Origin of the sequence: Hyphobacterium sp. SN044, assembly GCF_021864465.1 — a bacterium.
Lineage (GTDB): Bacteria > Pseudomonadota > Alphaproteobacteria > Caulobacterales > Maricaulaceae > Hyphobacterium.
The window spans coordinates 117734-131347 of record NZ_JAKKUV010000006.1 but is presented as its reverse complement, the minus strand read 5'-3'; the positions used below and the strand labels follow the sequence as shown (position 1 = coordinate 131347).

The window sequence follows — 13614 nt, the reverse complement described above, 5'->3', positions numbered from 1 at the left end:
TCACATGGCGATTGCTACCACCGCGAATATTCCAGGATCCGGTCGCGCCTTGGGGCTGACCACTTTTGCATTTACGGCCTGTTTTGCAGTCTGGACGATTTTCGCAATTCTCGGGTTGCAGATCCAGGCCGAGCTCGGGCTATCAGAGACCGAATTCGGACTGCTCGTCGGCACGCCGATCCTGACCGGATCGCTTTCCCGACTCGTTCTCGGGATCTGGGCCGACCAATATGGTGGCCGCATCGTCAATCTCGCCGTCATGCTGCTTTCGGCACTTGCCACCTGGCTGCTGACTTTCGCGACGACCTATCCAGAATTTCTGCTTGCCGCGCTCGGAATCGGCCTGGCTGGCGGATCTTTCTCCGTTTCGATCACGTATGTCTCGAAGTTCTTTCCACCAGAGAAGCAGGGCGCTGCTCTCGGCATTGTCGGGGCAGGCAATGTTGGCGCCGCTGTTACCAAGTTTGCCGCTCCGATCGTCATGGCATCACTGGGTTGGGCTGGGGTCGCAAATGTCTGGGCGATCGGACTGGTCATCGTCGCAATCATATTCTTTGTCTTCACTTCGGACGATCCCGAGCTCGCCGAGCGACGCAGGACGGGTGTCAAGCCTCGCAGCTTCGCGTCGCAATTCGAACCACTTCGCAATATCCAGGTCTGGCGGTTCTCACTCTATTATTTCTTCGTCTTCGGAGCCTTCGTTGCGTTGGCCTTGTGGCTGCCGCGCTACCTGATCGGAGTCTACGGTTTTGATGTGAAGACGGCGGGCATGCTGGCCGCTGCGTACTCGGTTCCTGCCTCGATCTTCCGAATTTATGGCGGTCATCTGTCGGATCGCGTCGGCGCACGCACGGTCATGTACTGGACCTTCCTCGTGTCGGTTGCCGTGACCTTCTTCCTGTCCTACCCGCCCACGTCATACGTGGTTGATGGCGTAGACGGCCCGATCAGTTTCCGGCTCGCCACGGGGCCGATCACATTCGTGATCGCAATCTTCGTGCTGGGCTTTTTCATGAGCCTCGGGAAGGCGGCCGTCTACAAGCACATTCCCGTCTACTACCCCAAGGACGTCGGCGCGGTCGGTGGTCTGGTCGGCCTGATGGGCGGACTCGGCGGCTTCTTTCTGCCGATCCTGTTCGGACTGCTGAACGACCTGACCGGCATCTGGACCAGCTGTTTCATGCTTCTGTTCGTGATCGTGGCCGCGTCGCTGATCTGGATGCATCTCGCCATCCGGCACATGGAACGCGAAGCGGTCGGCGACACGCTCGACGCGCTGCCTCAGCTTCCTGAAATGAAGCCGATCCATGGCGAGCGCGAAGCCCGCGCGCTCGCACCGAAACTGATTGAGGACTGGCGGCCTGAGGATCAGGGGTTCTGGGAAACGACCGGGAAGAAGATTGCCGGCCGTAACCTGTGGATTTCGATCCCGGCGCTATTCCTGTCATTTGCGGTCTGGATGGTTTGGTCGGTCGTGGTCGCCAAACTGCCGCAGATCGGTTTTGCCTACTCGACCGATCAGCTGTTCTGGCTTGCGGCCTTGCCGGGCCTGTCGGGCGCCACTCTCCGCATCTTCTACAGCTTCATGGTGCCCATTTTCGGCGGCCGACTCTGGACGACGCTCACCACCTGGTCGCTGTTGCTGCCCGCGATCGGAATTGGTTTTGCTGTTCAGAGTCCCGAGACGCCCTACTGGATCATGCTTGCGCTCGCTCTGCTCTGCGGGTTGGGAGGCGGCAACTTCGCATCCTCGATGTCGAATATCGGCTTCTTCTACCCGAAGCGCGAGAAGGGCAATGCGCTTGCCATGAATGCCGGTCTCGGAAATCTCGGCGTCAGCGCCATGCAGTTTGTCGTGCCGCTCGTCATCACCGTTGGCGTCTTCGGCTTTCTCGGAGGCGAGCCGCAGACAACCGGCGATGGCGGTTCCTTGTTCCTTCAGAATGCCGGCTTCATCTGGGTCCCATTCATCATCGTCAGTGCATTTGCCGCGTGGTTTGGCATGAACGACCTGACGACAGCCAAGGCGTCGTTCGCTGATCAGGCAGTCATTTTCAAGCGCACACACAACTGGATCATGTGCTGGCTCTACACTGGCACATTCGGTTCCTTCATAGGCTTTTCTGCCGCGTTTCCGCTTCTGACCAGAACCCAGTTTCCGGAGATCAACGTCCTGCAAGTGGCCTTTCTCGGGCCACTGGTGGGCGCGCTGTCTCGATCGTTTACCGGCTGGATATCAGACCGCTTTGGCGGCGCGCGCGTAACACTGGTCGTCTTCGTACTGATGATGGTCGGGACGGCAGGCGTTCTCTACTTCCTGTCGATCAGGGACACGTCCGGCGCCTTCGTCGGCTTCTTCGCGTCCTTCATTTTGCTCTTCTTCGCCACGGGTGTGGGCAATGCGTCCACCTTCCAGATGATCCCGGCCATCATGCGAAAAGAGATCGACCGGCTGGAACCCGGCATGAGTGCCCCCGAGCGCCTGCGCCAATCCGAAAAGGAAAGTGCGGCGATAACCGGCTTCACCAGCGCCATCGCTGCCTATGGTGCCTTTTTCATCCCGAAGAGCTTCGGCATGTCGCTATCGGCATCCGGAAGCGCTGCCCCCGCCCTCTACGGCTTCCTCGCTTTCTACGTCTCCTGTCTGCTGATCACCTGGTTCGTCTATGCGCGGCCCGGCGGCCTGCTTTTCGATGTGGAGTCCCGGAAGCGTTCCCGAATCGAAGCCGTCAAAGGCTAGGTAAAGGTCTATCCCAATGAGCCATACACTTGATCGACTGACGTTCTTCAAAAGAAAGACTGAGCTGTTCTCGGATGGCCACGGCGTTCTCAATGACGAGGACCGTACGTGGGAGGAGGCCTATCGGAACCGTTGGCGTCACGACAAGATCGTCCGGTCGACACATGGTGTGAATTGCACCGGATCCTGCTCCTGGAAGATCTACGTCAAAGGCGGCATCGTTACCTGGGAAACCCAGCAGACCGACTATCCGCGGACCCGGGATGACCTGCCCAACCATGAGCCGCGCGGATGTTCCCGGGGTGCCAGCTACAGCTGGTATCTGTACTCGGCCAATCGCGTCAAATACCCGCTGATCCGCGCGCGCCTGCTAAGGGCGTGGCGCGAGGCACGAAAGTCCATGCTGCCTGTTGCAGCATGGAAGTCTATCCAGGACGCCCCTGCGAAGCGCAATGACTATGTGACCCGCAGAGGCATGGGCGGTTTCGTCCGGGCCAAGTGGGACGAAGTCAACGAGATCATCGCGGCGGCGAACGCCCACACGATCCGGCAATGGGGACCTGACCGGGTCTTCGGATTTTCGCCAATTCCGGCCATGTCGATGGTCTCCTATGCAGCCGGTGCTCGCTACCTCCAGCTCATTGGTGGGGTCACCGGTTCCTTCTACGACTGGTATTGCGACCTGCCCCCCGCGAGTCCGCAAACCTGGGGCGAACAGACCGACGTTGCCGAGAGCGCCGACTGGTACAACTCGAACTTCCTGATCCTCTGGGGTTCGAACGTTCCTCAGACCCGGACGCCGGACGCTCACTTCTACACCGAGGCGCGCTACAAGGGCGTCAAGTCCGTCGTGATCTGCCCGGACTATTCGGAGGCCTCGAAATTCTCCGACCTCTGGCTCGCCGCGAAGCAAGGCACGGATGCCGCACTCGGCATGGCCTTCGGGCACGTGATCCTGACGGAGTATCATCGCGACCGGCAGGTGCCGTATTTCCGGGATTATGTGCGCCAGTACACCGATCTGCCGCTTCTCGTACGACTTGTCCCTCAGGAGGACGGCTACGTGCCAGAGCGCCTGCTACGCGCTTCCGACTTCGATGGCGCGCTCGGCGAAAGCAACAATCCCGACTGGAAGACCGTCGCACTGGATGAAAGGTCTGGACAGATTGTGGTCCCCAATGGCTCGATCGGCTTCCGATGGGGCGAGGACGGCAAGTGGAATCTCGAGGAGCGTGAAGCAGGCGGCGCCGAAACCGAGTTGCGCCTTGGCCTGAAGGGCGCAGAGGATGAGATCGCGAAGGTACGTTTCCCCTATTTTGCCAATACCGCCTCGAACGGCTTTGCATCGACCGATCACCCGAGCGTCCTTACGCGGAACATTCCCGTCAGGAAACTGAAACTGGCCGACGGCTCGGAGACGCTTGTTGCCTGTGTCTATGACTTGCTGATGGCCAATTACGGGGTCGATCAGGGTTATGGCGGCGAGCACCTGGCGAGCTCCTACGATGACATGGAGCCCTACACGCCCGCCTGGGCTGAAGCCATCACGTCCGTCGCCCGGGCCAATATCATCGCGACCGCCCGTGGTTTCGCCACGAACGCGGAGAAGACCAACGGCAAGTCCATGGTGATCATCGGTGCCGGGATGAACCACTGGTACCACATGGACATGAACTATCGCGCAGTGATGAATATGCTCATCCTGTGCGGTTGCGTAGGTCAGTCGGGTGGCGGTTGGTCGCACTACGTCGGACAGGAAAAGCTTCGTCCGCAGACGGGCTGGGCACCGCTTGCCTTCGCCACCGACTGGGTTCGTCCGCCACGTCAACAGAACTCGACCTCGTTCTTCTACGCACATTCGGACCAGTGGCGGTATGAGACGGTCCCGGTGGGCGAGATTCTTTCGCCTACTGCCGAGACGGGCGACTGGCAGGGCAGCTTCATCGACTACAATGCCAAGGCCGAACGCATGGGGTGGCTGCCGTCCGCTCCGGCTCTCAAGTCCAATCCGCTCGACGTGGCCGCCCGCGCACACGCGGCGGGTCAGGAACCCCGGGATTATGTCGCCCAGGCGCTGAAATCCGGCGATCTGGAAATGTCGTGCATGGACCCGGATGATCCGCACAACTGGCCGCGCAACATGTTTGTCTGGCGGTCCAACCTGCTTGGCTCTTCAGGCAAGGGGCACGAGTACTTTCTAAAGCATCTGCTTGGCACCGATCACGGCGTCCAGGGCAAGGACCTGGGCGAGATGGGGCATGAAAAGCCGCGCGATGTGGCGTGGCATGCCGAGGCACCTCGCGGAAAACTAGACCTCCTCGTGTGCATCGATTTCCGGATGTCGACCACGGCTGTCTATTCCGACATCGTACTGCCGACAGCGACCTGGTACGAGAAGAACGATCTCAACACGTCCGACATGCACCCCTTCATTCATCCGCTGGGGGCGGCCGTGGACCCGGCCTGGGAAAGTCGGACCGACTGGGACATCTTCAAGGGCCTCGCCCGGACATTCTCGGATGTCGCGCCGGAGGTGCTCGGTGTCGAAACGGATGTGGTCCTCACTCCGATCCAGCACGACAGCCCCGGTGAACTCGCCCAAACCCATGGCGTGAAGGACTGGTTCAAGGGCGAAATCGACCCGATACCGGGCAAGACGATGCCGGCGATCACGGCGGTCGAGCGGGATTACAGCCAGATCTATGCGAAGTTCACGTCTCTAGGTCCGCTCATGGACCGGTTGGGGAATGGCGGCAAAGGTATCGGCTGGAACACCGGGCATGAAGTCGAGAAGCTTGCCTCGCTCAATGGCACGGTCCTTGACGAAACAGTAGCGAAGGGTCGCCCCAGGATCGTGTCCGATATCGATGCCTGCGAGACGATCCTGATGCTCGCCCCAGAGACCAATGGCGAAGTGGCCATCAAGTCCTGGGAAGCGCTGGAAAAGCAGACCGGGCGCGAGCACACTCACCTCGCCCGGCCCAAGGAAGACGAGAAAATCCGCTTCCGCGACATCGTGGCCCAACCGCGCAAGATCATCACTTCTCCGACCTGGTCCGGGATCGAGAGCGAGCACGTAAGCTACAATGCCGGTTACACCAACGTTCACGAACTCATCCCGTGGCGAACGCTGACCGGCCGCCAGCAGCTCTATCAGGATCACGACTGGATGCGGGCTTTCGGCGAGACGTTGGTCGTCTACAAGCCGCCGATCGATCTCAAGACCCTACACGTCAAGGGCGCGAAGCCGAACGGAAATACAGAGATCACCCTCAATTTCATCACTCCTCACCAGAAGTGGGGTATCCATTCTACCTACACTGACAACCTGCTGATGCTCACCTTGAACCGGGGCGGGCCCGTGGTCTGGGTTTCGGAAACCGACGCCCGTCGCGCGGGCATCGTCGACAATGACTGGGTTGAGGTCTTCAACGCCAACGGCGCACTCACCGCCCGGGCGGTCGTCTCTCAGCGAATCCGCGAGGGCACGATGTTCATGTACCACGCGCAGGAGAAGATCGTGAACACGCCTGGCTCCGAGATTACCGGCAAGCGCGGCGGCATCCATAACTCGGTGACCCGCGCAATCCTCAAGCCGACGCACATGATCGGCGGATATGCACAGCTCGCCTACGGCTTCAACTATTACGGCACGGTCGGTTCGAACCGGGACGAATTCATTGTTCTCCGCAAGATGAACAAGGTCGACTGGCTTGACACTCCCGCCGCTCAACTGGAGGGCGCAAAATGAAAATCCGTGCACAAATCGGAATGGTTCTAAATCTCGACAAGTGTATCGGCTGTCACACTTGCTCGGTCACTTGCAAGAACGTCTGGACTAGCCGCGAGGGCGTTGAATACGCTTGGTTCAACAATGTTGAAACCAAGCCTGGTGTCGGATTCCCCAAGGACTGGGAAAATCAGAAGCGCTGGAATGGCGGTTGGCGTCGTAAAAAGAATGGAAGAATCGAACCCAGGATGGGCGCCAAATGGCGCATTCTTTCGAAGATTTTCGCGAACCCGGATCTGCCTGAAATAGACGACTATTATGAGCCGTTCGACTTCGACTACGCGCATCTTCAGACCGCCCCCGAGATGACGGCTTTCCCGACGGCGCGGCCCCGTTCGAAGATCACCGGCGAACGCATGGAAAAGATCGAATGGGGTCCCAACTGGGAGGAAATCCTCGGCGGAGAATTCGAAAAGCGCAGCGCTGACTACAATTTCGAAGGTGTCGAAAAGGCGATCTATGGCGCATTCGAACAGACCTTCATGATGTATCTGCCGCGCCTGTGCGAGCACTGCCTCAACCCGACCTGCGTGGCTGCCTGCCCGTCTGGCGCGATCTACAAGCGCGAAGAGGATGGCATCGTCCTGATTGACCAGGACAAGTGCCGCGGCTGGCGGATGTGCGTGTCGGCCTGCCCCTACAAGAAGGTCTATTACAATTGGGAGAGCGGAAAGTCCGAGAAGTGCACGTTCTGCTATCCCCGAATGGAAGTCGGTCAGCCGACAGTCTGTTCTGAAACCTGTGTCGGACGGATCCGGTATCTCGGCGTGCTGCTCTATGATGCCGACCGGATCGAAGCTGCTGCTTCGACCCCCGACGAGCAGGATCTCTACCAGGCGCAACTCGACGTCTTTCTTGATCCCAACGACCCGGAAGTTATCGCCCAGGCGCGCGCCGACGGAGTGCCGGAGGCCTGGATTACGGCTGCGCAGCAAAGCCCGGTCTACAAGATGGCTATGGAGTGGAAAGTCGCCTTTCCGCTTCACCCGGAATACCGAACCCTTCCGATGGTTTGGTACGTCCCGCCGCTCTCCCCCATTCAGTCGGCCGCAGCCGCCGGCGCACTGGAATCCGATGGGGACATGCCTGATGTGGCATCGATGCGGATTCCGGTTCGGTACCTCGCCAATCTCCTGACTGCTGGAAAGGAAGAGCCTGTTGTAGCCGCACTGGAACGCATGATGGCGATGCGCAAATACATGCGCGCGAAAAGCGTTGAGGGGGTAATCGATCATCCCACCGCAGCGCGCGTTGGAATGACCGCACAGCAGATCGACGAAATGTATCGCTACATGGCGATCGCCAATTACGAGGACCGTTTCGTCATTCCCACGACCCACCGCGAGACGAGCGAGGACGCCTACGATCTTCGTGGCGATTGCGGCTTCACCTTTGGCAACGACTGCTCCGGCGGCCGTACCGAGCTTGGCCTCTTTGGCAAGGACAAGCGCCCGCGGGCCAAAACAAAGACGCCGATGGAGATGTGACCGATGGCCATGACCTATCGAGCGCTCTCGCGCCTCCTGTCATATCCCGAAGCCCCGCTTCAGTCCGAAGCAGGTCTTTGTGTCGACGTGATCCGGGACGAGGGGTTGGTGCCGGAACGGATCGTTACTTCGCTCCGGAAGCTCGCGGTACATATCGCGGGCAGTGATCTCTATTCGGCGCAGGCCGCATACGTCGATCTGTTCGACCGCACGCGAAGTGTCTCCCTGCATCTGTATGAGCACGTGCATGGCGAAAGCCGGGAAAGAGGACCGGCTCTGGTTAGTCTCGTCGAGCTCTACCGGTCGCGCGGACTTGAGCTCGATATCAGCGACCTGCCAGATTACCTTCCCGTATTTCTCGAATTCCTTTCGATCATTCCGGACGCTGAAGCAGCCGGGCTGATCGGAGAGGCGGCTCATGTCCTTGAAGCGATCGCCGAGCGTCTGAAGAAAAGGCAAAGCCCGTATCGGGCAATCTTCGGTGCCTTGCTGGCGATATCCGACCGGCCGGCTGATCGTGCGGCCGTCGCCGATCTCCTCGCCATTAACGACGATGACCCCAACGATCTCGCCGCCCTCGACGCGGCCTGGGAAGAGGAGGCGGTAACCTTCGGTCCCGGAACGGCCAGTGACGGCTGCCCAAAGGCACAATCCATGCTGAACACGATGCAGGGGACACGGCAATGACCAGCAACCTGGTGTCCTGTTGGTCTGGCGCGGCATGTCTCGCGCTGGCCTGTTCCGCCACGGCGTACGGCGACGACACCCGCATGGAGCCCATTCTCGACCTGCGTCTGCGGGCAGAGCAGGTCGACCAGGCGGGGCTGGAGAACACGACAGCGGTAACGCTCCGTGGCCGTTTTGGCTTCCAGCTTCAATTCTTGAGCGGGTGGAGCTTCCTTGCGGAAGCTGAGGCGGTTGAACACCTTGGCGGTGACTTCTCTGACACGGTCAACACCATTGGCGGACGGGCGGTCGTAGCCGATCCCGAAGCATTCGAGCTCAACCGGTTCCAGGTCTCTTGGGCAGGAGAGACCGCCAACCTGACGCTCGGCCGTCAACGCATCGTGTTCGATGACGCGCGCCTGGTTGGGAATGTGGGCTTTCGCCAGAACGAGCAGACGTTCGATGCGGTGCGTGTCGGATACACGGGCATGGCCGATATCGCGATGGATTATGTCTATGTCGGACGGGTTCACCGGATATTTGGTGACGACTCGCCCATGGGTGAATTCGAAAGCGACTCCCACATATTCCGGATTGGCGCCGAAACCCCGGCGGGTGAAATAAGCGCATCGATCCTGCTGCTTGATTTTGAAAACGCACCGGCTGCGTCATCGCAGACCTATTCGTTGCGATGGTCAGAGAGCTGGACATTTGAAGCCGGCACATTGGGTGCAACCGCGCAACTCGCCTTGCAAGACGCTTATCGAGGCGGTGGCCCGGCTTCGGAACTCGGCTTCCAGTCGGTTGGAGCAACTTTTACGCGCGGTGACATCACGGCTTTTGCGGGCGCCGACGTTCTCGAAGGCTCTGGCGGACAAGCCTTTTCGACGCCGTTGGCGACTCTGCATGCGTTCCAGGGTTGGGCAGACGTGTTCCTGACAACACCCGGCCAGGGTCTACGCGACTTGAGTTTCGGGATGCGCGGCCGGGGAGTGAATATCGTGTCCGGAGCGCCAGCCGCAAACTGGGCGGTCGTTTACCATGACTTTGAATCGGACAACGGGTCAGTGTCGTTCGGACGGGAATTCGACGCCGTCTTCCGTGTTCCGGTCAATGACTGGCTGGCGGTCGAGCTCAAGGGAGCGCGGTTTGAAGGAGAACAGCCTGCCTTTCCCGACAGGACAAAAATCTGGCTGTCGATCGAAGCGAATTTCTAGCCCGTTCATTCATGGAGACCACTTATGGCCCAGGAACATGTAACAACAATCGCGAGTGCCGGCTGGTTCGACCAGGCCATGTTCGGGTACTACCCCTACATCGCTTTGGCCGTACTGGTGATCGGGTCGGTTCTGAGATTTGACCGCGAACCCTATACGTGGCGCTCGGGATCATCTCAGCTTCTGCGCCGTCAGCAGTTGATGATCGGCTCTGTTCTTTTCCACGTCGGTGTACTGGCGATTTTCGCGGGTCATTTTGTCGGGCTTCTGACGCCAATCCAGATCTTTGACGCGCTCGGCATCAGTCACGGTGCCAAACAGATGCTCGCAATCGTCGCCGGCGGGATCGCAGGCCTGATGGCGATCTCTGGAGCGCTGATCCTCCTTCATCGCAGGCTTTTTGACCCCCGTATCCGCGCGACATCCAGCTTTGGGGATACGGCGATCCTGGCCATCCTGACGACCCAGCTTGTTCTCGGACTTTCGACCATTCCCCTGTCGTCTCAACATCTCGACGGTTCGGAGATGGTGAAATTCATGACGTGGGCACAAGGCATCTTCACCTTCCAGCCGGGTGCCGCTGATCATGTCGCCGGAGTGCACTGGATCTTCAAGGCGCACCTGATCCTTGGCCTGACCATCTTCCTGATCTTCCCCTTCACCCGGCTTGTGCACATGCTCTCGGCCCCGGTCTGGTTTCTCGGCCGTCGTGGATGGCAGATCGTCCGAACGCGCCGCGGTCTGCCAGGCTCAGGCAAGCCTCACCACGGTACGAAACAGGAGACCGTTCGATGACTGCCCCCGCCTCCGTCTTTCATGGCGTTGAAGTTCCGGAATCGCTTCTCGCGGCCGAGATGCAACACCATCAGGCTGGGTCGTTCGCCGAGTCCCGAAAGCAGGCCGGCCGTGCGCTGGCCGTTCGAGCCGTCCTGCTGGACCTTGCGCGGCGGAACGGAGTGAAAGCTGTTCCCCAGAAAAATGCAGATGGTCAGGAGGAAACGCAGGAAGAGGCCCTGATCCGGGAGGCGCTCTCAAGCGCTCTTGATCCGGAACCGGCAACGGCCGATGAAATCCGGGCGGTTTACGATGCGCATCCCGAGGGTTTCCATTCGCCCGATCTGGTCGAGGCTTCGCACATCTTGCTGTCTCCATCGGGGGACGCTCCCGGCGACTGGGACGACGCGCTCGGACTGGCTGCAGGGCTCGTGACGCAGCTTGCCGGTGATCCCGGCGCATTCGCGCGGCTGGCTGCCGCACACTCCGCGTGCGCATCGGCGAGCGAGGGCGGCGCGCTCGGTCAACTTGGGCCCGGTGATGTCGTCGCGCCCGTGTGGGACGCGCTCATGTCCCTGGATGTGGGAGGGGTCACGGCGCAGCCTGTTCGAAGCCGGTACGGCTGGCACATTCTGCGCCTCGATCAGCGCGAGTCCGGACAACGCCTGCCTTTCGAATACGTGAAGTCGCACATCGCCATGCGGCTCGATTCCAAGGCCTGGTCGATCGCCGCATTGGAACTGATCGATCAACTCCTCGCACAGTCGGCCGAGTCATTGAAGCTGAAACTGGATAGTGACGGGAAGCTTGATTTGAACGGGGGAACGGTAGCCCGGGCCGGCGCCATGCTCGGCAGCGTCATATCGAACGCAAGTGCGGCATATGCCTCGCTTGACGAGGCAACCCGCGCGATCGTCCACGCCGCCGCCGAAAGAGAGTCGGCAGCACCGGAGGAAGTGTTGCGCACGGCGATCAATCGCTTTCTTGCCCAGGCGGACGATGAATTGTGGACCCGCGTACTCTCGAAATTCCGCGACGGGGAGGAGCCGCTTGCTGCGCTCCTGACGATCATCGTCAACCAGCAATTGCCGCCGGTCAGGACGAGCCACACTCTTATCTCGTTGCGAGATCGCATGAACGCCTAGACCGAAGCAGAAGGACGGCTCCAATGGCAGAAAAAGCGAAACGCGCAGGACTTGAACCGATGCCGCTCGATCTGCTGAACGAGCCGCTGGTCTGGTTATTCGCCGAACACTATCGACACAGGGACATCTGTGCGCGTCTGACGCGTCTTTCGACAGAAGTCGTCTGCGACGAACCGGCCCTCAGGGAAGTGATCGACTTCTTCGAGATCGACCTCCCGCTTCACATCATCGATGAGGAAGACGATCTCTTTCCGCTTCTGCGGCGACGATGCGAGCCGGAGGACCAGATCGAGCGGGTCTTGGGTATGCTTTCGCTGGATCATTCGCGCGACCAGACGGCGGCTGCGAAGGTCAAGGACTTGATGGAGCGGGCGCTCGAAAAGCAGACCGGACTCGCGTGTCTGGCTGATGCGGGTACGATTATCGCCAACTTCTGTGCGCTTCAGAAGAATCATATCGCACTGGAAAACGCCGTCGTTCTGCCGATCGCGAGATTGCGGCTGTCGGATTCTGACCTGGGTGCGCTATCGAAACGGCTGTCGGCCCGCAGGGGGCGGTTCGTCACGACCGGGTCCGAAGAATGATCGATCGCCTGCTCGACAACAATCTCTCCTGGGCGGCCACGCGTGTCCGGATCGATCCGGGCTATTTTCAGAGACTTTCGCTTCAGCAATCCCCCGAATATCTTTGGATCGGATGCAGCGACAGCCGGGTACCTGCGAACGAAATCGTTGGGCTGGATCCGGGGGAACTATTCGTTCACAGGAATATTGCCAATCTCGCGCCGCCGCGCGACATCAACTTCCTTTCCGTCTTGCAGTACTCGATCGACATCCTGAAGGTTCGGCACATCATTGTGTGCGGGCATTATGGGTGCGGAGGTGTTCGCGCCGCGTTGACGGAACAGCGATACGGATTGATCGATCACTGGCTCCAGCCGGTCGCCGACCTCGCCCACGAACACGAATCGCATTTGCAGGCGATTTCGGACTTCGATACGCGGGTCAATGTCGCCTGCGAACACAATGTACGAACTCAGGTCGAATCTCTGGGCAAGAATCCGTTCGTCAAGGATGCATGGCGCCGCGGTCAGAAGCTTTCCATCCACGGATGGATCTACTCGATACGGGATGGACTCCTGCGCAATCTCGAAATTTCGGTCGATCGCCCGAAGGCCGTTGACGCGCTCAGCAAGCGACCCTGGTTTCCGGATGACTGATTGCGGAATCGCCATTCTCGCAGGCGGAGAGGGACAACGCATCGGCGGGCACAAGCCTGAAAGACTGCTCAAAGGCAAACGTCTGATCGAACATGTGCTCGACAGGATCGATGCCACGTCGCGCCGCTGCGTGATATGCGTCCGGGAAACAGGACAGGTTGCCAATCCGAACGTTCCGGAAATTCTGGATCAAGCCGACATTCCTGGACCATTGGCCGCAGTCATCCCGGCCCTCGCTTGGGCGAACCGGGAACTTCTGTCCGGCATCGTCACAGTGCCGTGCGACATGCCCTATCTCCCGGTCGATCTGCCAAATCGTCTCGTGAACGGCTCCGCAGGACGATCGCGTCCGGCCTTTGCTGTCTGTGGCGGTCAACTCCACCCGGTTTGCGCGTTCTGGCCGACCACGGCGATTGACCGGGTCACGGCATTCGCGACTGGAGGTCGGGCAAGCCTTCGCGATGCGCTTGCCTTCTGCGGCGCAGTCGAAGTGACATGGCCAGATGCCGAACGGAGCCTCTTCCTCAACATCAATTCGGTCGAAGATCTCCACCGGGCTGAGTGGGAATAAGGCGG

Annotated in this window: 10 protein-coding genes; all 10 read left to right on the top strand. The window is 59.9% G+C overall.

What is annotated here, in order from left to right:
• Positions 1 to 4: 4 nt before the first annotated feature.
• Genes L5876_RS09830 through L5876_RS09785 form a run of 10 tightly spaced genes read left to right on the top strand, consistent with a single transcriptional unit; the run spans position 5 to position 13609 of the window.
• The gene (locus tag L5876_RS09830) at positions 5 to 2740 is read left to right on the top strand and encodes an MFS transporter (protein ID WP_236956155.1); all 2736 of its coding nucleotides are present in this window, start codon (positions 5 to 7) and stop codon (positions 2738 to 2740) included.
• A gap of 16 nt (positions 2741 to 2756) precedes the next feature.
• Positions 2757 to 6491, top strand: a complete 3735-nt coding sequence (locus tag L5876_RS09825) for a nitrate reductase subunit alpha (RefSeq protein ID WP_236956153.1) — start codon at positions 2757 to 2759, stop codon at positions 6489 to 6491.
• Positions 6488 to 8017, top strand: a complete 1530-nt coding sequence (gene narH, locus L5876_RS09820; RefSeq protein ID WP_236956151.1) for a nitrate reductase subunit beta — start codon at positions 6488 to 6490, stop codon at positions 8015 to 8017. Before L5876_RS09825 ends, narH begins: the two co-directional genes overlap by 4 nt.
• A 3-nt stretch (positions 8018 to 8020) precedes the next feature.
• The gene (gene narJ, locus L5876_RS09815; protein WP_236956149.1) at positions 8021 to 8704 is read left to right on the top strand and encodes a nitrate reductase molybdenum cofactor assembly chaperone; all 684 of its coding nucleotides are present in this window, start codon (positions 8021 to 8023) and stop codon (positions 8702 to 8704) included.
• Positions 8701 to 9900, top strand: a complete 1200-nt coding sequence (locus L5876_RS09810) for a hypothetical protein (protein WP_236956147.1) — start codon at positions 8701 to 8703, stop codon at positions 9898 to 9900. Before narJ ends, L5876_RS09810 begins: the two co-directional genes overlap by 4 nt.
• Before the next feature lie 24 nt (positions 9901 to 9924).
• Positions 9925 to 10695, top strand: coding sequence for a respiratory nitrate reductase subunit gamma (gene narI / locus L5876_RS09805; RefSeq protein WP_236956146.1), 771 nt, complete (start codon positions 9925 to 9927; stop codon positions 10693 to 10695).
• Positions 10692 to 11819 carry a peptidylprolyl isomerase gene (locus tag L5876_RS09800; RefSeq protein WP_236956145.1) on the top strand — a complete coding sequence of 376 codons (1128 nt, stop codon included), beginning with the start codon at positions 10692 to 10694 and terminating at the stop codon, positions 11817 to 11819. Before narI ends, L5876_RS09800 begins: the two co-directional genes overlap by 4 nt.
• A 23-nt stretch (positions 11820 to 11842) precedes the next feature.
• Positions 11843 to 12403: a hemerythrin domain-containing protein gene (locus L5876_RS09795; protein ID WP_236956144.1), complete on the top strand. Its 561-nt coding sequence runs from the start codon at positions 11843 to 11845 to the stop codon at positions 12401 to 12403.
• Positions 12400 to 13038: a carbonic anhydrase gene (locus L5876_RS09790; RefSeq protein WP_236956143.1), complete on the top strand. Its 639-nt coding sequence runs from the start codon at positions 12400 to 12402 to the stop codon at positions 13036 to 13038. Before L5876_RS09795 ends, L5876_RS09790 begins: the two co-directional genes overlap by 4 nt.
• The gene (locus tag L5876_RS09785) at positions 13031 to 13609 is read left to right on the top strand and encodes a molybdenum cofactor guanylyltransferase (RefSeq protein WP_236956142.1); all 579 of its coding nucleotides are present in this window, start codon (positions 13031 to 13033) and stop codon (positions 13607 to 13609) included. Before L5876_RS09790 ends, L5876_RS09785 begins: the two co-directional genes overlap by 8 nt.
• The last annotated feature ends 5 nt before the right edge of the window (positions 13610 to 13614 follow it).

Bases quoted from the DNA above. Each gene is read 5' to 3' on its own strand.
- narI (WP_236956146.1), top strand. From the start codon at position 9,925: ATGGCCCAGGAACATGTAACAACAATCGCGAGTGCCGGCTGGTTCGAC.
- L5876_RS09810 (WP_236956147.1), top strand. From the start codon at position 8,701: ATGACCAGCAACCTGGTGTCCTGTTGGTCTGGCGCGGCATGTCTCGCG.
- L5876_RS09790 (WP_236956143.1), top strand. From the start codon at position 12,400: ATGATCGATCGCCTGCTCGACAACAATCTCTCCTGGGCGGCCACGCGT.
- L5876_RS09785 (WP_236956142.1), top strand. From the start codon at position 13,031: ATGACTGATTGCGGAATCGCCATTCTCGCAGGCGGAGAGGGACAACGC.
- narJ (WP_236956149.1), top strand. From the start codon at position 8,021: ATGGCCATGACCTATCGAGCGCTCTCGCGCCTCCTGTCATATCCCGAA.
- L5876_RS09800 (WP_236956145.1), top strand. From the start codon at position 10,692: ATGACTGCCCCCGCCTCCGTCTTTCATGGCGTTGAAGTTCCGGAATCG.
- narH (WP_236956151.1), top strand. From the start codon at position 6,488: ATGAAAATCCGTGCACAAATCGGAATGGTTCTAAATCTCGACAAGTGT.
- L5876_RS09830 (WP_236956155.1), top strand. From the start codon at position 5: ATGGCGATTGCTACCACCGCGAATATTCCAGGATCCGGTCGCGCCTTG.
- L5876_RS09825 (WP_236956153.1), top strand. From the start codon at position 2,757: ATGAGCCATACACTTGATCGACTGACGTTCTTCAAAAGAAAGACTGAG.
- L5876_RS09795 (WP_236956144.1), top strand. From the start codon at position 11,843: ATGGCAGAAAAAGCGAAACGCGCAGGACTTGAACCGATGCCGCTCGAT.